Raw genomic sequence first — 21,257 nt, forward strand, 5'->3', positions numbered from 1 at the left:
TTACCCTATTTGCCAATCCTATGGAAAATCGTCAATGATAATATAAAAAAGAATATAATTTTATAGCTTATTGGTGTGATCTTCTTCGGAAAGAGCTTTTGCTAAATCGATAATTTTTCGACGCACCTTAGCATCAGATATATTGGTAAAAGCACGCATTAATTGAATACCTTCACTACTGGAACAAAAATCCATAAAATTATTATCACTTTCTTCAAAACCTTCTACAGATTGTATATTAATTCCCTTATCAAAAAAATAGGAGACCGGAACATCCATAATTTCTGCAATTGCCTGAAGACGGCTTGCTCCAACACGGTTTGTTCCTTTTTCATATTTCTGGACTTGCTGAAAAGTGATACCTAATTTTTCACCAAGTTTTTCTTGGGTGAGGCCTAATATATTACGACGTAAACGAATACGGGTTCCAACATAAATATCTATTGGATCGGGTTTTTTTCTAGTTTCGGTCATAATGCAACTCTTTATTTTCAGTGCTTTGTTTCTAAACAAACATTAGGTGCATGTGAGGTTAGTTTATTATAAATGAAAATGATATGTAATACTTTTCTCGACATTACTGGTACAAATAACATGATGTTGTACATAAGCAGTCAATCATTCCAGCTGTTTTGTAGAACCAAAACTAATACGACACAATAGCATAAGAATGAATAAGATGAAAGTAGAGAATGTTCTACATTTATTGTTCCAAATAGGGGTAATTGGTTGTGGAATCGGTGCATCAAGAACGCCAATGATATTATGTCCAAGAGAGGAAATGATTCTTCCATAAGAATCAATAATGGCTGATATTCCATTGTTTGCTGCTCGGATAAGAGGCATTCCCAATTCGACAGCACGGAGTTGTGCTTGTTGAAAATGTTGATATGGACCAGGTGTTCTACCAAACCATGCATCATTTGTTATATTAATAATTGCTTGAGGGTGAGGACCTTTAAAAGTTGTTCCATTAGGAAATATAGCTTCATAACAAATAAGTGGAAGATAAGAAAATCCATTTGGCGTCATAACAGTTTTTCGCACATTGGCAGCATTATAGCCACCAATGTTATCGGCGAGAGCATGCAATCCAATTTTTTTCAATAAATTTTGATATGGAAGATATTCACCAAAGGGAACGAGATGAAGTTTATCAGATGTGTGAAGAATGTCACCTTTGGCATCAATGAATGCAATTGTATTAAAATATTGTGTTTGAGTGTCAGGAGAAGGGTTGCTACTTCGTACGGCACCGATAATAGCCCATTGCTGAGGCTTGAGAAAAGAACCAATACGCTTTGTAAGAATAGAAGGCGCATTACTAAGAATATAAGGAAGTGATGCTTCTGGCCATATTATAAAATCAGGATCTGGATTCTGACTAATGACTTTTTTGATACTTAAGTTTAGATGAGTTGCAAATATATCTTCTTTTTTTGTATTGCTTAATTTGGTAGTTTGTTGAATAGAGGGTTGAACAATGCGAACCCAATGATTACTGTTTTGGTATTCTGTTATATTAGGTGCTGTGTTCAAACGATAAAATCCAAATCCACTATGGGCTACTATAAGAAGAAAACAGAATGAAAGTGCTGAGAATTTTTTTTCATTTGTTAATAAAACAGTTGGCAAACTATAGCATAAAACAGCAAGAATATTCATTCCATAGAGTCCTACAATCATATCTGATTGCATGAATATCGGGCTTGGCATAGCTGTATAACCAAGAGCATTCCATGGAAAACCTGTTAATAAAATAGCGCGCAGCCACTCAGCTAATCCGAGTGCAAAGGCTAAGACAAAAAAACGTGATATGTTTTTTGTCCATAATAAGAAAACAATGATGCCAGCAAAAAACCAATAAAGAGCAAGATAAGCAGGAAGACAAAAAATAGAAAATGGTAGTGCCCAAGCAAAAGAAATCGGATCTATTAATAAGGCATTGCTTAGCCACCAAAGGCTAAAAATAAAATAACCAAAGCCAAAATTTCCAAAGATTAACGCATTTATCAAAAGGCGTTTTTTGTTGTTTTGAATAGTATTAATTTCATCGAGAAAAATAACAAAGATGGGAAATGTTAAAAAGCAAATGGGTGTTAAATAAAAAGGTGGGAGTGCAAAAGATGTTAATGCACCACATAAAAAGACACATATTTGCCGTTTCCAACCAGTGATAGAAAACAGGAAAAGATTCAGCCTCTTTAACAACACTTAGCTATCCTTATAAGGCTGTTTTTCCTTAAGATTTTCATTTTCTGGGATACGAAAAATGCGTAGTCGTTTAATTCGACGTTTATCAGCTTCTAAAATACGGAAACGATAACCCGGTACAGTTTCAATGATTTCACCTTTTGAAGGAATGCGATCAAGAATGGAAACGATTAAACCACCAATGGTGTCCACTTCATCGCCATATTCTCCTACGACAAAATCAGGACCAAGAGCTTTTTCCACATCTTTTAATTCAGTTTTTGCATCAACCAACCATTTATTATCGGGTTCGCGCACTATAGCGTTATCGATATTATCATGTTCATCTTCAATATCACCAACGACCAATTCGACAATATCTTCCATAGAAACTAAACCATCTGTTCCACCATATTCATCGATAACTAAAGCCATTTGTGTTCGTGTGGCTTGCATACGTGTTAATAATTTGCTTGCGAGCATGGAACGAGGCACAAATAGAACTTTTCTGATAAGATCTAGTTCACCGATAGGGTGGTGTAAGTCTGTATGATTTAACTGTAGAGAGGCATATTTTTGTTCATTTTGAGTGAAGCCGGTAATAAAGGGAGTTATATAATTAAGAATATCGTGGATGTGGATCATACCTCGTGGATCATCTAATGTTTCAGCATATACAGGTATGCGTGAATGTCCAATTTTTGCAAAAAATTTAAGAGCTTCACCAAGAGGAGTATTGATTTCCAATGCTTCTATTTCAGAACGTGGGATCATAATATTGTCAACACGCGCTTCGCGTAGACATAAAATATTGTGAAGCATAGTACGTTCTTCAGGAGAAAAAAGTGCTATTCCTTTCTCATTATCGGCTGCGAGTACATCAGTTAGACCATCTCGTAATGATGTATGATTGCGTCTACGTAAAAATGAAAATAGATAACCTAGCAATGAATTTTTCTCTGTGTGGTTTGTTCGTTGTATGGGATATTCTTCAGAATTAGAAGATATTTGAGTATCATTTTGTGTATTAGTTTTATCCGCCATAGCTTTAAAAATCTTCTAAACTTTCTCAATTATAATAGCTTCACTAATTATTTTAAATCTTAAATTATTTGTAACACTGATTTTAAAATTAGTTTTTATCATTTTACAACAATTTAGTATAGGGATCTTTTATAGATAGCTTTTGAAGTATTTCTCTTTCTAGTTTTTCCATTTGATTAGCTTCATCATTTGTTTCGTGATTATAACCAAGAAGATGAAGAATACCATGAATGATTATATGCGTTAAATGATCCTGAAATGATTTTTCTTCTTCTTCTGCTTCTCGCATGACAGTTTCTTGCGCAATGATTATATCACCAAGAATGAGGCCAGGATTTTGTCCAGCTTTAAGAGGAAAAGAAGGAAAAGATAAAACATTGGTAGGTTTATTTTGATGACGCCATTGTGCGTTAATTTGTGCCATATGCTTATCATCTGTAAAAAGCAGGCTGAGTTCACTTTTTACTTCATTTAATGATAAATGCTGCAATGTGGTAGTTAGGGCTTTTTCAGTGATGTTATAAAGAATTTTCTCATCACCCCATTTAGCACTCTCAATTGTCATATCAATAGAAATCATAGGAAATTGCTCTCATTTTCTTTATGAAAAGCATGGATGGGAATGATATTTTTTATTCAGCAGAATCATAATCATAAGCCCGAATGATAGTAGAAACAAGAGAGTGTCACACAACATCTTTTTCATTGAAATGAATAATTATAATATTTTCTATATCTGAAAGAATACGAACTGCTTCCACTAAGCCTGATTTTTGTCCTGCAGGCAAATCGATTTGGCTTAAATCACCGGTTACAATCATTCGTGATCTTTCTCCTAGGCGTGTTAGGAACATTTTCATCTGCATGGAAGTGGTATTTTATGCCTCATCAAGAGTGGTTACTGAATGAGCAAGTGTTCGACCACGAATGAAAGCTATAGGAGCTATTTCTATAACTCCAGAGGCTAAGATGCGTTCTACTTTTTCAACAGGAATCATATTATACAGAGCATCGTAAAGGAGGCATAAATAGGGATCAACTTTTTCTCTAATATTACCGGGCAGGAAGCGAAGATGTTCTCCAGCTTTAATGGCAGGACGTGAAAGAATAATCCGTTTAATGATACCACATTTTAGAAGCATTACAGCATGAGCAATGGCAAGATATTTTTTTCCAGTGCCTACTGGACCTATGCCAAAAACAAGTTCAGCATTTTCCATAGCGCTCATACATATAAGTATCTTGTGTTAAGATACGGGCATAGATTGTTTTTTTATGGGTATTAAATTGTGCTAGTCTATGTTTTGCAGAAGAGTTAATTATTTGAAGTTTTTCTTGCTGCTCATTAGGCAAATTTGCCATAGCGATTGCAATTTCTGTATCTGATGAGTAAGCTCTTGATGTATTTTTGCTTTTTGATAAAGTTGATCTAATATATTGCGCTTGTTGTATAACAATAGCTGTTCCATGAATTGAAACTTTATTACTATGCGGACGGATATCAAGTTTGAGTTTATTTTCAATATAAGAAGGTTTGCATCAAATTTGCTAAAAACTGTTTTTGCAGTGTTGTTTTCAAAAATTAAAATAACATGCTTGCTGTTGAATGTATCAACTGTTTTAGAAATACCTTGTATTTTGAGAAGGAACACTTTTTATCTTTGGAATGTGCTTCGATTTTTTGGTTGATGCTTTCAACCCATACTCCTTATTTGTTTATGTTATAGCTTTAATATAAGCACTTATCTTTAAAAGTGAAATGGCTTTTAAGATTATATTTTAAAATAGAAATATAAGTTTTTTTTAATTTATGTCAGCTTTTTCACCAACGAAACTATTAGAGCTTGCGTTTTTAATACGGATTTTCATAATAGTTCCAACAGAAGCTTGTGTATTTACGACAACAGGTAAAAGCCAAGGGGAGCGTCCTACCATTTGCCCAGAGTGACGGCCAATTTTTTCAATGAGAACATCAGTTGTTTGACCAATTTTAGAGTGTAAAAATGTATGTTGTTGGTCAAGAAGAACGGTTTGTAAATACTGGAGGCGAGCATTTTTAACTGTTTCATCAACATGGTTTTTCATTGTTGCACCTACTGTACCAGGCCGAGGTGAATATTTAAAAGAATAAGCAGAACTATAGCCTACTTGTTTAATAAGTTTGATAGTTTTTTCAAAATCTTCGTCAGTTTCACCTGGAAATCCTACAATGAAATCGCCTGATAAAGCAATATCAGGTCTTGCAGAACGAATTTTATCGATAAGCTGAAGATAATGAATACTTTTATGTTGTCGGTTCATTGCTTTTAAGATGCGATCTGAACCCGATTGAACAGGAAGATGCAAATAAGGCATAAGTATATCAAGATCTCGATGTGCAGCAATAAGACTATCATCCATATCACGTGGATGACTCGTTGTATAACGCAATCGCTTTAAACCATCAATTTTGGCTAGGTGATGGAGAAGATCACCAAGGCGCCAAGTTTTTCCATCGATATTTTGTCCATGCCATGCGTTTACATTTTGTCCAAGAAGTGTAATTTCTTTTACACCTGCTTCAATAAGCTGACGGGCTTCATCAGTGATTTGCTCAACCGATCGCGATATTTCTACACCACGTGTGTAGGGAACAACACAAAAAGTACAAAATTTATCGCAACCTTCTTGTACTGTTAAAAATGCACTAATGCCTCGTTGTTGCACAGCTTGTTTATTATGAGGTGGTAAATGGGTAAATTTATCTTCAACAGAATAATCTGTTTCGACAACTTTTTTCCCTTGTTTGACTTGTTTTAATAGTTCCGGTAGGCGGTGATACATTTGTGGACCAATGATAAAATCTACAGTTGGTGCACGCCGCAAGATTTCATTTCCTTCGGCTTGTGCAACACAACCTGTAACACCGATCATCAAAGGTTTATCATGTGTACGTTCTTGACGTATTATTTGCAAACGACCAAGATCAGAGTAAAGCTTTTCTGCTGCTTTTTCCCGAATATGGCAAGTGTTGATCAAAATAAGGTCGGCATCATTTGGTGTTTGTGTGGCGATATAACCTTGAGCGCTTAGAGCATCATTCATTCGTTGGCTATCATAAACATTCATCTGACATCCATAAGTTTTGATGAAAACTTTTTTGGAGTGACTAGGAAGTATGTTTTTATAGTTTATACGATGATCCATATTGAGCTTTTAAACGTTTTTTTTTTAAATCTCAATCTATTTGCTTGAAAGTTTTTTGCATGATGATTGCATCTATGAGTCCGTTTTGCGCTTGGTAGTAAGCTTGGCGTTTAGCGATCTTTTGAAATTTAAACTGTTTATAAAGGGCTAAGGCAGGAAGATTGGTTTCTTCTACTTCTAGAAAGAGCTTTGTTGCGCGTTCACGGCGAAGATGGCGGAATATATAATCAATAAGAAGATGACCAATTTTTTGTTGACGGTTATTAGAATGAACAGCGATTGTTATAATTTCTGCTTCATCAAGAATAAGACGACACAGACAAAATCCTAAAATTTGATGAGGTTGTCCAATGAGATGAGCTTTATAGCCAAAAATAGAATGGTCTTTTAAAAAAGTCTCAAATGTTTGTTTTGTCCACGCTAGGGCAAAACAATTTTTATGAATTTGATGAAGAAAAATACTGTCCTCGCAATGTAGTGGCGCAATTACAAAAAATTTTTTTGTCAACGAAGATTTAGCCATTATTGTTTTCGCGGTAAAGCAAAATCAGTTTGTTGTTTTGCATCAGTATCCCGTAAGTAGAGGGGACGCGGTGGTGCTTGAGCCTGTTTATTTGCAGCCAGGTATGCATAAGTTAACACGTCTGCTGCATCACATGGAATGTGATCCGGTATAATTCTTTTGTTTATTATATTGTTTTTAATGTATAGAGCAATAATTTCAGAAGCTGGGCCGGTGAGTATGGTGTGTTGGGGTAGATCTGCAACAATATTTTCAGCTGTTTTTAAACTTGGCATGCTTAAAGCTATAAGATTGTTGTTGAAATTTTGATGATAGAACATTCCTCTACCAGCTTCAATGATAACAGTGATGATTGATGTGGTATTTTCATTGACCACCTGTGCTGCTAATGCTTCAAGTGAGCTTACTCCAATGGCTGGGATTTCTAACGCTAAGGCCAAAGCTCTTGCAGTAGCAACACCTATACGTATACCTGTAAATGATCCTGGCCCAATATTGACGGCAATACGATTAATCTGATCAAGCTTGATATTTGCTTGATTAATTAGCTGATCGATTTGACCAATGAGTTTCTCAGCATGACCTTTGCCAATGCATTTACTGATGCGTGCAACAACAGATTTATGCTGAACAAGTGCAACAGCACAATAAATTGAAGCAGTATCTATAGCGAGAATAAGCATAAACGCTTTTTAGCTGAATATATTGATAAATAAAAGGTTAGTTTTTGTTTTTAGAAATTTTATCTATAAAATATTAAAAAATGGTGAGATCAGTAAGGTATATGATTCTTTTTAAGATGTGTTTGATTATAGCGCGTATATCTTATCAAAGAAAAAAGATACGTTTTAAACAGATTTAATATCTTGGATTTTTCTGCAACTCATATTCAAGAAAGTGAAATATTTAATGTACTTTTTAAAATTTGATATAGTCAAAATTAAAGAACTTTATCATCAGAATACTGAAGATACTCAGGACAGATATAGAGCTGATTGAAGCACATATAATGCGCTATCCTGCTTTTTTAAATGAACGAATATCAACATTTAATCCCAGTCCTGCCATTGAAATAATAATGAAAAGTTGGGTAATAAAATTGATGGGAATGAGAGCAGTTGTAGGAATATAAGTTCTGCTGAGCGTATAAGCATCATGATAATAAAACCAATGATAAACCATGAAATATTATGTAAACATATACGAGTCCTGGCCGAGGATAAATGATTGCTAGAGTAAAAATAACCGGATCCAACATTAAGATGTGCACTAATTTACAAGAGTTGCTATTTGAACATTCACAAAGGTATAGATGTTGCTGCTGCTAAAACCTGTGGAATAGCATAAACAGTCATGCCTGCTAATACCATATTGGTTGAATGATAAATTGAAGAACAGTTGTAAAGAAGACAGAATGAAATAATAGCTTCTAAGAGAACAGTGAATGCAATTGATGTGGCTACTTCTTCACTTTTCGCATTAATAACAGGTGCAGTGGCTACAATAGCTGAATTTCCGCAGATAGCATTACCCAGGCGACAAGCATTGCTAAATTTTTAGAAAGTCCATAAAGTCGTCCAATGATAAAACTGATGAGAATAGTAAGAAATAAAATAATTATAATACCAGCAAGGTAAAGTCCAACCAGTGGAAAATACTGTATGAACGCTAATGCTTGCACCTAAAAGAACAATAGCGATTTCAAGAAGTGTTTTTGCGCAAAAATTTATTACCTTTATCAAAATATTTTGGAATATAAGGACAACTGTGGACAATAGAACCTAATAAAATCGCTAAAATAATAGTTTCAAATCCATGCTTCTGCAAGAAGTTGCTTTTCTATAATTTCTAAACCATAAGCAAGTGCTGATATAAATTGCACAAACTAAAAAACCTGCTCCTAAATTGATTAGGTAAGATAAATTTCTACTTGGCATTTCACTGAAATCCCCTCCCGTTTTTTAATTAAAACCTCACTTTAAATTTAGGGATTATCACAGAAAAATGATGAGTAAGTAAATAATTAAAGATTAGTTCTTGCCTTTAAGGCAGCAGCTAAAGTTCCATCATCAAGATAATCTAATTCACCACCTACTGGTACTCCGTGAGCAAGACGGGTAATTTTAACGGAAAACTGGGAAAGTTGATCGGTAATATAGTGAGCTGTCGTTTGCCCTTCAACGGTAGCATTAACGGCTAGGATGATTTCTATAATTGAGTTATTAGTAACACGGTTTATTAAGGAAGTGATGTTCAGTTCATCCGGACCTATTCCATCTAAAGGAGATAATCGTCCACCTAAGACATGATAATGTGCTGGTAAAATTCTTGCACGTTCAAGAGCCCAAAGGTCAGAAATATTTTCAACAACAATAATTATTGATTTATCCCGGCAGGGATCTGTACAAATTGAACAGGGATCTATTGTATCTATATTGCCACAAACAGAACAAATTCGAACTTTATTTGCAGTTTCTCGCAGAGCAGATTCTAAAGGTTCTAGAAGGGTTTCTTTTTTCTTAATAAGATGAAGAGCAGCACGACGTGCTGAACGCGGGCCAAGACCTGGTATTCGAGCTAAAAGCTGAATAAGGCGGTCAATTTCATGGCATGAAATATGTTTAGACATGCTATTATCCAAGAATTTAAATATAGCTTGTTTATAAAAATGGAAATTGAAAACCTGGTGGGATTGGCAATCCTGCAGTCACACTTTTAGTTTTTTCTTCAATAATTACATCAAGTTTAGTTTTAGCATCGTTATAAGCAGCTATAACAAGATCTTCCAGAATTTCTACATCTTTAGGATTCATCAATGAAGTGTCAATTTTGATTGATGATATGGCGTTTTTACCATTAATAGTGATATTGACAAGTCCTCCACCTGCTATACCAGTTGCTTCCAGATTGGCCAACTCACTTTGAATTTGCTGCATTTTTGTTTGCATTTCTTTGGTTTTTTTTATTATATTCATCATATCACGCATAGGGATTAGTTTCCTTATTCATCACTTGTATCATCATTATCAATGTCAAAGATATCAGGGATCAAATCAAGATCATTTTCTTTTTTATTAAAGCGAATATCAATGATTTTGGCTCCTGGAAAATTATTGAGAATTTTTGCAATATCAGGGTCTGTTTGTGCATCGGAAAAAAGAGATTTTTGTATAGCTACACTTTCTTCTTGTAAAGTTGGACCTCCCCCTTCATTAACAACAGTTATAGTCCATTGTTTTCCAGTCCATTGATGCAATATTTTTTTTATATCACGCTCAAGGGAGCGAGGAGCTTCTTCAGCAAGTCTTAACGTAATGTGTTCCGGTTCAAAAGAAACAGGATGGACAAATTCTTTGATCAACAATTTAAAATGTATTTCATTATGTTGTTCAGCTAGATCAACAATATCTTGTAAAGAATTTATGATGATGGGTTTTTGCTCTGTAGTTTCTATTTCTGATTGGGGGAAAATACCAGATAAATTGTTTATATTTTCATTAGGTTGATTAGTTTGGAAAATTTCGCGAATTTCAGTCGTATCACAAAAATTCATATTCTCAGAAGTTTTAATCTTTAATTGTTCTGTATGTTTTTGAGAAAGATTAGATTGGTTTTTCAATTTATCTGAAATTGGGGAGAAAGCATAATTATGAGCAACTTCAGTTTGTATGATATTGCTTTCGTTTATTATTTCTTGAGAGGAATGGTTTTGAACAATTATAGATGTTGTTTTTTCTTGTGTGAGCTTTGTTAAAGCTTCATCGAGAGTTGGTAAATCAGCAACGTGTGTAAGGCGAATTAATAACATTTCAGCAGCTTGAATAGGATGAGAAGCTTGGTTAACTTCCTGTAAGCCTTTGAGGAGCATTTGCCAGCTACGTGAAAGAATGCGAATAGAAAGTTTTTTTGAAAAATCTAAACTTCTTGAGCGTTCCTCTTCTGTGAATGATAAATTCTCTACTATTTCTGGTGTCAAACTTAATCGTGTGATCAAGTGAGTAAAATCAGCTAATTCTGTTAGTATAACGAAAGGATCTCCACCTGCATTGTATTGATTGTGTAATTCATGCAATGCATGAATAATATTTCCTTTCATAATAGATTCAAATAGATCAATAATGCGAGATTGATCGTTCAATCCTAACATTGTCCTTACTGTAATGGCATCAACTTTGCCATTACCATGAGCAATTGCTTGGTCAAAAATAGATAATGCATCACGGACAGATCCTTCTGCTGCACGGGCAATCATGAATAAAGCTTGATCTTGTACTTCAATTTTTTCCAATTGAGCAATTTGGCATAAATGGTTAACCAAAACAGCTGCTTCAATACGCTGTAAATTAAAACGCTGACAGCGTGAAAGAATTGTAATAGGAACTTTGCGAATTTCTGTTGTTGCAAAAATAAATTTTACATGTGGAGGAGGTTCTTCAAGTGTTTTTAATAGACCGTTAAATGCTTGTGTTGAGAGCATGTGAACTTCGTCAATAATATATACTTTATAACGTGCAGAAATAGGTCGGTAACGGATTTGTTCAATAATTTCACGAATGTCGTCAATGCCAGTATGTGAAGCAGCATCCATTTCAATAACATCCATATGGCGACCTTCAATGATTTGTGTACAATGCTCACCAAGTTTGTCGAATAGGGTAGTTGGTTGATCAATATCTTTTGTTTTGTAGTTGAGAGCTCGCGCTAAAATACGTGCTGTTGTGGTTTTTCCTACTCCCCGTATTCCTGTCAACATCCATGCTTGTGCAATACGTCCTGTTTTAAAGGCATTATTGAGGGTACATACCATTGCTTCTTGACCAATGAGGTCAGAAAAATTTTGAGGTCGGTATTTTCGAGCAAGAACGCGATATGTCATTATTGCTGGCATATTTTCTATTAATTGTTCCAATTTTGAAGCCCTCTTAGATGTATCTTAATAAGATGAGAGCACGGATTAACAGAAAGCATTTTTAATATTAAGAAAATTTTTTCAACTGGCGTCTTTTATAAGAATAAGATCCTCTAAATTTAAAGAGCTCAAAATCTCTCTTCTTTTGAAACAGAAATACTACCATAAAAACTAAAATACTATACTTTAAAAGCTTAAATATATAGCTTATTTAAAAAAGGAGATTGGTACGATGACCCGTACAAAAACTCGTTAGGGCTGCTTCTTTCCAGATCTGACCCGATTGGCGAGCAGTTCGTCCATCACCAACCTCCCTTCGCTTATATTATCTATTTAAAATAAAAAATCAAGAAAGAACCAAAAACATGATACAGATGATTAAATTTGTATCTGAATTTGATAAGCTTTCAGGATGCTCTATAAAAGCGTTCTCACATAGAAATAAATTTTTCTTAATTTTAAAGTAAGATTATTCTTCTCCATACACTCCTACATCATATACTCCTGAATCACAGTTTGTTCCTACAACTTTATTGTCGGTTATATTCTCAAAAGTGTAAGGTCCTCCTATCCAAGGGAACTTTACATGAAGGGACGAAACATTACTAATAATAAATAATTTGCTGTCTTTACTGTGAGTTATCTGACTTGGATTATCAGAAATAATTTTCAGATATTCTAAACCACGAGGGTCTGTATATGTTAAGCGAAATGTGGTTATAGGGTTGATGCTTTTACAATCATATTCTACACCTTGTTGAGCTATATCAAGTTTTTTAATTACAACCTTCTCATGAGGTTTAAAAATCCACTTATTTTCGCCAAATCCAGCAAAAGCATCATTACAGATCAGAATACTTACAAAAGTCAGTCCTTGAGATAGAAGTTTTTTCATTTATATATTCCCCTTTTAAATTATTTAGAATGATCATATTTAATTAACAATATAACATTGTTTAATTTTAAGATATACTAAAAAATAATTGTGTTGATTATTTTAGTTTTATACTAGAATTTTACGGACTCTTTCGAGATCATTTTGTGTGTCGACACTTAAAAAAGTTGTATCGATTATCTCCACATCAATACGCATATTGTTTTCTAATGCTCGTAATTGCTCAAGTTTTTCACGTTTTTCAAGTGTCGACGATTTAAGTGTTATAAATTTTTCAAGAGCTTTGCGTCGGTAAACATATAATCCAATATGATGGTATAAAGGTCCATCTCCATAAGGTGCAGTTGCACGGGTAAAATAAAGAGCACGAAGTCGATTTTTAGCAATTGGTGTGCCAATGATTTTAACAATATTGGAGTTTATTTTTTCATTTTCTTCAATAAGTTTTGTTCCTAATGTTGCAATATCAGTTAAATTATTTTCTAAAGGCCGTAAGGCACTTATTATGGCATTAGGTGTTATTGTTGGCAAGTCACCTTGTACATTCACAATAACATCATAGTTCTGTTTAGGATCAACTTTAGTTAAAGCCTCATAAATGCGATCAGATCCCGATTGATGATTTGTGCAGGTTATGATACATTCATAGCCATAAGCTGTGACAGTTTGAGCGATTTTGTCATGATCTGTTGCAACGATAATACGCTCTAGTCCGGTTTCTTTTGCCCGTTCAGCAACATGAACGATCATGGGCTTTCCAGCTATATCAGCTAGGGCTTTACCTGGTAGACGAGTTGAACCCATACGAGCAGGAATAAGAATGATTGGTTGAAGAGACATTGCAGAGTTCCAAAGAATTTGTACTTAATTTTTATAACCTTATACCTTAATAAGGAAAATAACTACAAAGAACTAAACTGAAAATAATATAAAAATATGAACGTTTAAATTTTATGAATCGATCAACTTTTATTTGTTTAATTTGTGCTTGTTTGTTGTTGGTGATTGTTTTAGTGGGTTTTTCCACTATGAGTGATATTATTTATGATGATTCAGTCCAACATTCTTATAAACGTTATAAAATTATCAGTAATGAAACGCTTAAAAAAACACAGAATATATCTGACAAATCTTTATTGTTAAGTGAACTTCTTAAACAAGGTGATCTTGAAAATGGGAGAAAGGTTTTTCGTCAGTGTGCGATCTGTCATACTTCTAAACGTGATGAATCTAATCGTATTGGTCCATCACTTTGGGGGATTGTTAACCGTCCTTTTGCAATTGTAAAAAATTTTTCTTATTCAAAAGTGTTGCGTGCGAATTCTGATAGAAAATGGGATTTTTTTACTTTGGATCGTTATATTCAATCACCACGTCAAGCATTTCCAGGAACGATTATGTCTTTTCGTGGGATTAAAAATGATCAAGACCGGGCCGATCTTTTGCTCTATTTACGTAGCTTATCTGATCATCATATCCCTCTACCACAAAATGATAAACAAGATTAGTTTATGTTAAAAAAAGCATATAGTTAAATTTTATTTGTAATTTTGAATTTATCAAAAATTATTATCGATATGTAAAAAATGATATGATATGTTGTTATTGAAAAGGAAAAAAACAAATGGCAGCCTATATTATACGGCGTTTTCTTTTGATTGTACCGACACTTATTGGTATTTTAACGGTGACATTTATCATTGTTCAATTTACCCCAGGTGGGCCTATTGAAAATATCATTGCCCAATTACAAGGAACAGGGGGGGATGCTATAGGACGTATAGCTGGTGGCGGAGATTTTAATTTGTCTTCTGATGTTATTGCTAATAGTTCTCACGTTGGATCATTATCCTCTGGAGCTTCTCAATATCGTGGTGCGCAGGGATTGGATCCAGAATTTATTGCCAAACTTGAAAAACAATTCGGTTTTGATAAGCCTCCTTTGCAACGTTATTTAACAATGCTTAGTCGTTATGTGCGTTTTGATTTTGGCGAGTCTTATATACAGGGACGCTTAGTTATTGATCTTATTAAAGATGCATTACCTGTCTCTCTTTCTCTTGGTTTTTGGCAATTATTGATTTCTTACACTATTTCTATCCCATTGGGAATCCGTAAAGCTATCAAGGAGGGTTCTATTTTTGATGTATGGACAAGTACTGTTATTGTTATTGGCTATGCGATTCCAAGTTTTCTTTTTGGTATTTTTTTAATGGTTTTCTTTGCTGGAGGGTCATTTTTTGATTGGTTTCCATTGAGTCATTTGACTTCTGATAATTTTGATACATTATCTTTTGGAGAAAAGATATTGGATTATTTGTATCATTTGGTTTTACCATTGACGGCGATGGTCGTTTCTTCTTTTGCAACAACGACATTGTTAACAAAAAATTGTTTTCTGGAAGAAATTCGCCAACAATATGTTATTACAGCTCGGGCTAAGGGGTTAAGTGAGCATTCAGTTCTTTATGCTCATGTGTTTCGCAATGCGATTTTAGTGGTCATAGCTTGTTTTCCTACGACTTTTATGGGATCATTTTTTAGTGGATCTTTATTAATTGAAATGCTCTATTCATTAAATGGTATAGGTCTTTTAAGTTATACTTCTATTGTTAATCGTGATTATTCTGTTGTATTTGCTTCTCTTTATATTTTTTCGTTAATTGGTCTTATTATAAGTCTCATTTCTGATATTGTTTATATGATGGTTGATCCACGTATTGACTTTGATAAAAAGGATTTATGATGGAAAAAGAAAAATACAATAGATTGTGTAATGATAAATTGAAACAATGGGCTTTTCTTTCTCCATTGAATGCGCGTCGTTGGAACAATTTTAAACAGAATCGTCGCGGTTTGTGGTCGTTATGGTTGTTTTTATTTTTATGTTTTTGTTCTTTTTTAGCAGAATTTATTGCTAATGATCGTCCGATTATTGTTTCTTATAAAGAGGAGTTTCTTTTTCCTATTTTTTTTGATTATCCTGATGAAAAATTTGGTGGAAATTTGGCTAAAGCAGATTTTCGAGATCCTTTCATTCAAAATGAAATAGCCCAACATGGTTGGGCATTTTGGCCACTGGTCCGTTATTCTTATAATACGGTAGTAGGGAATAAAACTTTAGCATTAGCACCTCCTTTTTGGCTCCAAAGCAAAGAAGAGCGTTGTATTAGTTATGCAAAGGGAAGTGCTGATCCGGAATGTAACATTAATCACTGGAATTGGCTTGGAACAGATGATCTGACACGTGATATTTTTGCACGAGTTTTGTATGGTTTTCGTGTATCGATAATTTTTAGTATTCTTTTAACAGCTATTTCTGCAATTATCGGTATTACAGCTGGTGCAGTTCAAGGTTATTTCGGTGGTTGGATTGATTTAATTTGTCAGCGTTTGATTGAAATATGGTCTTCTGTACCATCACTTTATTTAGTGATTATTATGGCTGCAGTTTTAGCACAGGGCTTTTGGATGCTGTTGGGTGTTATGCTGCTTTTTCAATGGGTAGTATTGGTTGGTGTGGTACGTGCAGAATTTTTACGAGCACGAAATTTTACCTATATTAGTGCTGCACGCGCGTTAGGTGTTCCTAATAGGATTATTATGATGCGTCATTTACTGCCTAATGCTATGGTTGCTGCTTTAACTTATCTGCCGTTTTTATTGACATCAGGGATTTCATTATTAACATCGCTTGATTATTTAGGCTTTGGTCTTCCTCCTGGTTATGCTTCTTTAGGGGAGGTAATGCGGCAGGCTACCTCTAATTTAAATGCTCCTTGGATTGGTATCACAGGTTTTGTTGTTATTGCTGTGATATTATCGTTGTTGGCATTTATTGGTGAAGCAGCTAGAGACGCTTTTGACCCACGAAAGATACAATAATGACAGGATTGCTTTCAGTACGTGAACTTTCCGTTGCATTTTGTCAGGCAGAGACAAAAAAATATATTCTTAAACAGATTTTTTTCGATATTTGGGAAGGGGAAACAGTTGCTTTTGTTGGAGAATCAGGTTCAGGAAAATCAATAACAGCACTATCTATTTTACAATTATTGCCTTTTTTAAAAAGACTTGATCAATCGGGTGAAATTCTCTTTAATAATAAAGATTTAATGAAGCTGAAAGAAGAAGATTTGCGTAAAATTCGTGGTAAAGATATTGCCATGATTTTTCAAGAGCCGATGATCTCTCTTAATCCTTTGCATACTGTAGAACGTCAGATAGGTGAAGTTCTTAAAATGCATGCAGCTATTTCTGATAAACTGTTGCGCATGCATATTGTTGATTTACTGAAACAAGTAGGTATTAGTGAACCACAAAAACGTTTAGATTCATTTCCCCATCAATTATCAGGTGGTCAACGACAACGTGTGATGATTGCAATGGCAATTGCCAATAATCCAAAATTATTGATTGCTGATGAACCAACAACTGCACTTGATGTGACTGTTCAAAAACAAATTCTTGAACTGTTAATACAGCTTAAAAAACATCACAAAATGTCAATGCTTTTTATTACCCATAATTTGGATATTGTACGTCGTATTGCAGATCGTGTCTACGTGATGAAAGAAGGAAAAATTATTGAAAATGGTTCAACAGACGAAATTTTTAAAAATCCTCAACATATTTATACAAAACAATTATTAGAAGCAGAACCTAAAAATCATCCTCTTCAAGCTGATAATAACGCACCTGTTTTGATGCAAGGTCAGAAAATACGAGTTTGGTTTCCAATTAAAAAAGGGTTGCTGCAACGGACAGTTGATTATGTAAAAGCTGTTCAGGATATAGATGTTATAGTTCGTTCTGGTCAAACGCTTGGTGTAGTAGGAGAGTCTGGATCAGGAAAAACAACATTAGGACTTGCATTGACGCGAATGCTTTCTTCTAAAGGTCAGATCATCTTTGATGGTGTTGATATAAGCAATTTTAGTTTTAAACAGATGCGTTCTTTGCGTCGTCATATCCAGATTGTTTTTCAAGATCCTTTTAGTTCACTTTCTCCACGTATGTCTGTAAGTGAAATTATTGCTGAGGGTTTATCAATTCACGAACCTAGGCTTTCTTCTTCTGAACGTGATGATCGTGTGATTGAAGCTTTGTGTGAGGTTGATCTTGATCCTACTAACCGTTTTCGTTATCCTCATGAGTTTTCTGGCGGACAGAGACAGCGGATTGCTCTTGCGCGTGCAATTATTCTAAAACCACGTCTTATTATGCTTGATGAACCAACATCTTCTCTTGATATGAGTGCGCAGGCACAAATTGTTGATCTTTTACGTTATTTGCAATTAAAATATCATTTAGGTTATCTTTTTATTAGTCATGATTTGAAAGTTGTTAAAGCGCTTGCGCATGAGGTGATTGTTATGAATTGTGGCAGAATAGTTGAATATAATTCTGCTGATCGTATATTTTCTTATCCCAAAAATCCTTATACGCAAACTTTAATGTCTGCTGCATTTGCGCTAGAAGCTGGTCGTTTATAGAAAATCATATCAAATTGTGCTGACAATGCGTTGTAAAGGAGGAGCCTTCCCACCAAAGGTTCACCAATATTTGTGATCAATTTAATTGCTTCCATTGCTTGTAATGTACCGATAACTCCGGGCAAAGCACCGATGATTCCAGTTTCGGCACATTTAGGTGTAGTGCCTGGGGCGGGTGGGTTAGGAAATAAATCGCGATAGTGTGGATTATTATCTTTATAAGGCATAAGTACTGTTAGTGAACCTTTGAATCTATGTATAGCACCGCTTATTAAAGGTTTGGCGCATTGGGCAGCATGATCTGCTAGGAGATAGCGCGTGGCAAAATTATCGCTGCCGTCAATAATAATGTGATAGGCGTTAAGCAGTTTATCCACATTACTTTCATTTAAACGGATATTGTATTTTTCAACTTTTACATGAGGATTTATTGCTTTTATTGTTGTTTCGGCACTAATAGTTTTGTATTGGTTAATTGTATTTGTGCTATGAATAACTTGACGTTGTAAATTAGATAATGAGACGATGTCATCGTCAACAATTCCAATGGTTCCAATGCCTGCTGCAGCAAGATATAGTAAGACAGGAGTTCCAAGACCACCCGCACCAACGATAAGAACGCGTGCAGCTTTAAGCCTTTGTTGTCCTATTCCACCAATTTCAGGAAGAATTATATGACGTGCATAGCGTTCGATTTCCTCTTTACTTAATTTTTCATCAATTTCTTTTATCATAGGCTCTCTCTTGTCATAGTTTCTTTTACTATTTAATAAGTTTATATTTGCTTGACCAGTTCGCGTTCAGCGGTAGGAGGTTTATTAATGAAAATTGCTATTCAGATGGATCATATTGCGACGCTTCAGATCCGAGGAGATACTACATTTGCACTTGCTTTGGCAGCTCAGGAACGTGGACATTCCCTTTTCCATTATACACCGGATTGCTTATTTATACGCGATGGGTGTGTGATTGCACGGTTAGAGCCACTCACTGTGTGTGATGAAGAAGGATCTCACTACCAATTAGGCCAGCCTGTTCGTACAGAATTGATAGATATGGATGTGGTTCTTTTACGACAAGATCCTCCTTTTGACATGAATTATATCACTACCACTCATTTTTTAGAGCGTATTCATCCTAAAACACTGGTTGTGAATGATCCGGTATGGGTGCGCAATAGCCCGGAAAAGATTTTTGTTACCGAATTTTTTGATTTGATGCCAGAAACATTGATTACAAAGGATATTGAAGAAATAAAGGCATTTAGGTCTGTGTTTGGCGATATTATTATTAAGCCACTTTATGAGAATGGAGGTGCAGGTGTTTTTCATTTAAAACAAGATGATCGCAATTTCGCGTCGCTTATCGAAATGTTTGAAAAAAGCTATAAAGAACCTTTTATTGTCCAACGTTATTTAGAGAGTGTGCGAGAGGGGGATAAACGAATTATTTTGCTTGACGGTGAGCCGGTTGGAGCAATTAATCGGATTCCTACAGCTACTGATGTTCGTTCCAATATGCATGTTGGAGGGCGTGTAGAATGTATTGATTTGACAGAGCGTGATTATGAGATTTGTGCACGTATTGGCCCTGTTTTAAAAAAACGTGGTTTTCTTCTCGTAGGGATTGATGTGATTGGAGACTATATAACAGAAATCAATGTTACATCTCCAACGGGAATTCGTGAAATTAAACGTTTTGGAGGCCTAGATATCGCTTCTCTTTTTTGGGATATTATTGAACTTAAACGTTTAAATTAAATTTATTTAAATAGATGACTAAAACATAGTTTATTATAAAAAATTATAAATGTCATTTTTTCATTTATTATACTAACTGATGTGAATTAAGTTTTGTGTATCACTGTAATGTAACGATAGATCTTGAACTAAATTTGAAGGAATTATAGATGAGAAAATTATTATCAATTGGAATAGGGTTTGTTTTTTCTATTATATTTTTGATTGATATTGGTTATGCTCGCAATCGAATTCATATTGTAGGTTCATCTACAGTTTTGCCTTATGGGAAAATTGTTGCTGAGATTTTTGGAGAAATGTACTCTAATTTTAAAGTTCCTGTTATTGAATCTGGAGGTTCAGGAGCTGGTATCAAGGAATTCTGTCGTGGTATTGGGAATAATACAATTGATATTGTTCATACTTCGCGGGCAATGAAGCCAGATGAATTGCGATCTTGTTTTGATGCTGGTGTAAAGGATATTGAAGAAATGCGTATTGGATATGATGGCGTTGTTTTTGCAACAGATATCAATGGTCCTAATTGGAAATTGCAGCCAGTGGATCTTTATAAAGCATTAGCTGCCCAGATTATTGTAGATGGGAAATTGAAACCGAATGAATTTATGAAATGGAGTACAGTCAATAGTGATCTTCCTGATTGGACAATTACAGCTTATATTCCTGGTGAAAAGCATGGAACCCGTGAAATTGTTGAAGAAAAGGTACTTTCTGTTGGCTGCAAGGCCAGTGGTGCAGTTGAGCAGATGAAAGCTTTGGGGATGAATGATAAGGCAATTAATGCTGCATGTATTGCTGTCCGTAAAGATGGGAAAGTTATTGATATTGATGGTGATTATTCTGAGACACTTGCTCGTTTTACTTCTGGTAAAACAGCGATTGGAGTTTTTGGTTTGTTTTTTTATGAAAACAATGCTGATAAACTTAAGGTTGCATCTATTAATGGTATTTATCCAAGTGCTGAAACAATTTCTAATGGCTCATATTTGATTTCACGTCCATTGTTTTTCTATGTTAAGAAATTGCATTTAGGAATTGTTCCAGGTATGCAAGAGTATGTTGATTTGTTTCTTTCTGATCAAATGATTGGTCTACATAGTCCATTAGCTGAGTACGGCTTGGTTCCTATTTCTGAAAGAGAAAGACAATTACAACGGGATGCTTTTTCTTCTGGTAAAGTAATGGTTTCGCAATAATTTTTTGCGTTGATAATGCGGAATTCTTTTATGTTTCTTTTTGTAGAAATTGAAAA

General features: G+C 34.7%; 21 protein-coding genes, 1 other RNA gene and 1 pseudogene. 6 read left to right on the forward strand and 17 right to left on the reverse strand.

From position 1 onward, the window contains the following. Positions 1-60: 60 nt before the first annotated feature. The 16 genes and pseudogenes from BJB63x_RS00165 to BJB63x_RS00235 form a co-directional block, all read right to left on the reverse strand. On the reverse strand, positions 61-474 hold the full coding sequence (locus BJB63x_RS00165; protein ID WP_078718489.1) for a helix-turn-helix domain-containing protein: 414 nt from the start codon (positions 472-474) through the stop codon (positions 61-63). Between the two features lie 144 nt (positions 475-618). After that, on the reverse strand, positions 619-2,211 hold the full coding sequence (gene lnt / locus BJB63x_RS00170; protein ID WP_442855957.1) for an apolipoprotein N-acyltransferase: 1,593 nt from the start codon (positions 2,209-2,211) through the stop codon (positions 619-621). Between the two features lie 3 nt (positions 2,212-2,214). Further along, positions 2,215-3,237, reverse strand: coding sequence for a hemolysin family protein (locus BJB63x_RS00175; protein ID WP_078718490.1), 1,023 nt, complete (start codon positions 3,235-3,237; stop codon positions 2,215-2,217). 103 nt (positions 3,238-3,340) lie between these two features. Then, entirely contained in the window at positions 3,341-3,817 is a 477-nt protein-coding gene (ybeY, locus tag BJB63x_RS00180; protein WP_078718491.1) for an rRNA maturation RNase YbeY, read from the reverse strand. Positions 3,818-3,923: 106 nt separating this feature from the next. Further along, a pseudogene (locus BJB63x_RS00185) lies at positions 3,924-4,935 on the reverse strand (PhoH family protein). A gap of 105 nt (positions 4,936-5,040) precedes the next feature. After that, positions 5,041-6,423: a tRNA (N6-isopentenyl adenosine(37)-C2)-methylthiotransferase MiaB gene (miaB, locus tag BJB63x_RS00190; protein WP_078718492.1), complete on the reverse strand. Its 1,383-nt coding sequence runs from the start codon at positions 6,421-6,423 to the stop codon at positions 5,041-5,043. Between the two features lie 31 nt (positions 6,424-6,454). Beyond that, complete coding sequence (gene rimI / locus BJB63x_RS00195) at positions 6,455-6,946, reverse strand: ribosomal protein S18-alanine N-acetyltransferase (RefSeq protein WP_078718493.1); 492 nt, start codon at positions 6,944-6,946, stop codon at positions 6,455-6,457. Further along, the gene (gene tsaB / locus BJB63x_RS00200) at positions 6,946-7,629 is read right to left on the reverse strand and encodes a tRNA (adenosine(37)-N6)-threonylcarbamoyltransferase complex dimerization subunit type 1 TsaB (RefSeq protein ID WP_078718494.1); all 684 of its coding nucleotides are present in this window, start codon (positions 7,627-7,629) and stop codon (positions 6,946-6,948) included. The genes rimI and tsaB overlap by 1 nt, the downstream gene beginning before the upstream one ends. Positions 7,630-7,960: 331 nt before the next feature. Continuing rightward, on the reverse strand, positions 7,961-8,128 hold the full coding sequence (locus tag BJB63x_RS06765) for a hypothetical protein (RefSeq protein WP_442855941.1): 168 nt from the start codon (positions 8,126-8,128) through the stop codon (positions 7,961-7,963). A 116-nt stretch (positions 8,129-8,244) separates the two neighbouring features. Then, positions 8,245-8,481, reverse strand: coding sequence for a putative sulfate exporter family transporter (locus BJB63x_RS06770; protein ID WP_442855958.1), 237 nt, complete (start codon positions 8,479-8,481; stop codon positions 8,245-8,247). Between the two features lie 488 nt (positions 8,482-8,969). After that, on the reverse strand, positions 8,970-9,575 hold the full coding sequence (gene recR / locus BJB63x_RS00210; protein ID WP_078718495.1) for a recombination mediator RecR: 606 nt from the start codon (positions 9,573-9,575) through the stop codon (positions 8,970-8,972). 31 nt (positions 9,576-9,606) lie between these two features. Then, positions 9,607-9,933: a YbaB/EbfC family nucleoid-associated protein gene (locus tag BJB63x_RS00215; RefSeq protein WP_078718496.1), complete on the reverse strand. Its 327-nt coding sequence runs from the start codon at positions 9,931-9,933 to the stop codon at positions 9,607-9,609. Positions 9,934-9,947: 14 nt separating this feature from the next. Beyond that, on the reverse strand, positions 9,948-11,843 hold the full coding sequence (locus BJB63x_RS00220) for a DNA polymerase III subunit gamma/tau (RefSeq protein ID WP_236823890.1): 1,896 nt from the start codon (positions 11,841-11,843) through the stop codon (positions 9,948-9,950). 228 nt (positions 11,844-12,071) lie between these two features. Beyond that, positions 12,072-12,169, reverse strand: an RNA gene (gene ffs / locus BJB63x_RS00225) — signal recognition particle sRNA small type. A gap of 155 nt (positions 12,170-12,324) precedes the next feature. Beyond that, positions 12,325-12,750: a hypothetical protein gene (locus BJB63x_RS00230; protein WP_078718498.1), complete on the reverse strand. Its 426-nt coding sequence runs from the start codon at positions 12,748-12,750 to the stop codon at positions 12,325-12,327. Between the two features lie 108 nt (positions 12,751-12,858). Beyond that, positions 12,859-13,590: a 3-deoxy-manno-octulosonate cytidylyltransferase gene (locus tag BJB63x_RS00235; RefSeq protein ID WP_078718499.1), complete on the reverse strand. Its 732-nt coding sequence runs from the start codon at positions 13,588-13,590 to the stop codon at positions 12,859-12,861. Positions 13,591-13,703: 113 nt separating this feature from the next. Between BJB63x_RS00235 and BJB63x_RS00240 the strand changes: the two genes are divergently transcribed. The 4 genes from BJB63x_RS00240 to BJB63x_RS00255 all read left to right on the forward strand — a co-directional run bounded on the left by BJB63x_RS00240 (position 13,704) and on the right by BJB63x_RS00255 (position 18,245). After that, entirely contained in the window at positions 13,704-14,258 is a 555-nt protein-coding gene (locus tag BJB63x_RS00240) for a c-type cytochrome (protein WP_078718500.1), read from the forward strand. Between the two features lie 116 nt (positions 14,259-14,374). After that, positions 14,375-15,496: a microcin C ABC transporter permease YejB gene (locus tag BJB63x_RS00245; RefSeq protein ID WP_078718501.1), complete on the forward strand. Its 1,122-nt coding sequence runs from the start codon at positions 14,375-14,377 to the stop codon at positions 15,494-15,496. Then, on the forward strand, positions 15,493-16,635 hold the full coding sequence (locus BJB63x_RS00250; protein WP_442855942.1) for an ABC transporter permease: 1,143 nt from the start codon (positions 15,493-15,495) through the stop codon (positions 16,633-16,635). The genes BJB63x_RS00245 and BJB63x_RS00250 overlap by 4 nt, the downstream gene beginning before the upstream one ends. Next, a complete protein-coding gene (locus BJB63x_RS00255) occupies positions 16,635-18,245 on the forward strand; it encodes an ABC transporter ATP-binding protein (protein ID WP_078718503.1) in 1,611 nt (536 codons plus the stop codon). The genes BJB63x_RS00250 and BJB63x_RS00255 overlap by 1 nt, the downstream gene beginning before the upstream one ends. Here the strand turns inward: BJB63x_RS00255 and BJB63x_RS00260 are convergent. Beyond that, positions 18,191-18,979, reverse strand: a complete 789-nt coding sequence (locus BJB63x_RS00260; protein WP_078718504.1) for a molybdopterin-synthase adenylyltransferase MoeB — start codon at positions 18,977-18,979, stop codon at positions 18,191-18,193. The genes BJB63x_RS00255 and BJB63x_RS00260 overlap by 55 nt on opposite strands. An 87-nt stretch (positions 18,980-19,066) precedes the next feature. Here BJB63x_RS00260 and gshB point away from each other — a divergent pair, with 87 nt between their 5' ends. Together gshB and BJB63x_RS00270 are read left to right on the forward strand one after the other, a co-directional pair. Then, positions 19,067-20,005 carry a glutathione synthase gene (gene gshB / locus BJB63x_RS00265; RefSeq protein WP_078718505.1) on the forward strand — a complete coding sequence of 313 codons (939 nt, stop codon included), beginning with the start codon at positions 19,067-19,069 and terminating at the stop codon, positions 20,003-20,005. 149 nt (positions 20,006-20,154) lie between these two features. Further along, a complete protein-coding gene (locus BJB63x_RS00270) occupies positions 20,155-21,201 on the forward strand; it encodes a PstS family phosphate ABC transporter substrate-binding protein (protein ID WP_078718506.1) in 1,047 nt (348 codons plus the stop codon). The last annotated feature ends 56 nt before the right edge of the window (positions 21,202-21,257 follow it).

This window comes from Bartonella sp. JB63 (assembly GCF_002022665.1).
In the GTDB taxonomy this organism is placed as follows: Bacteria; Pseudomonadota; Alphaproteobacteria; order Rhizobiales; family Rhizobiaceae; genus Bartonella.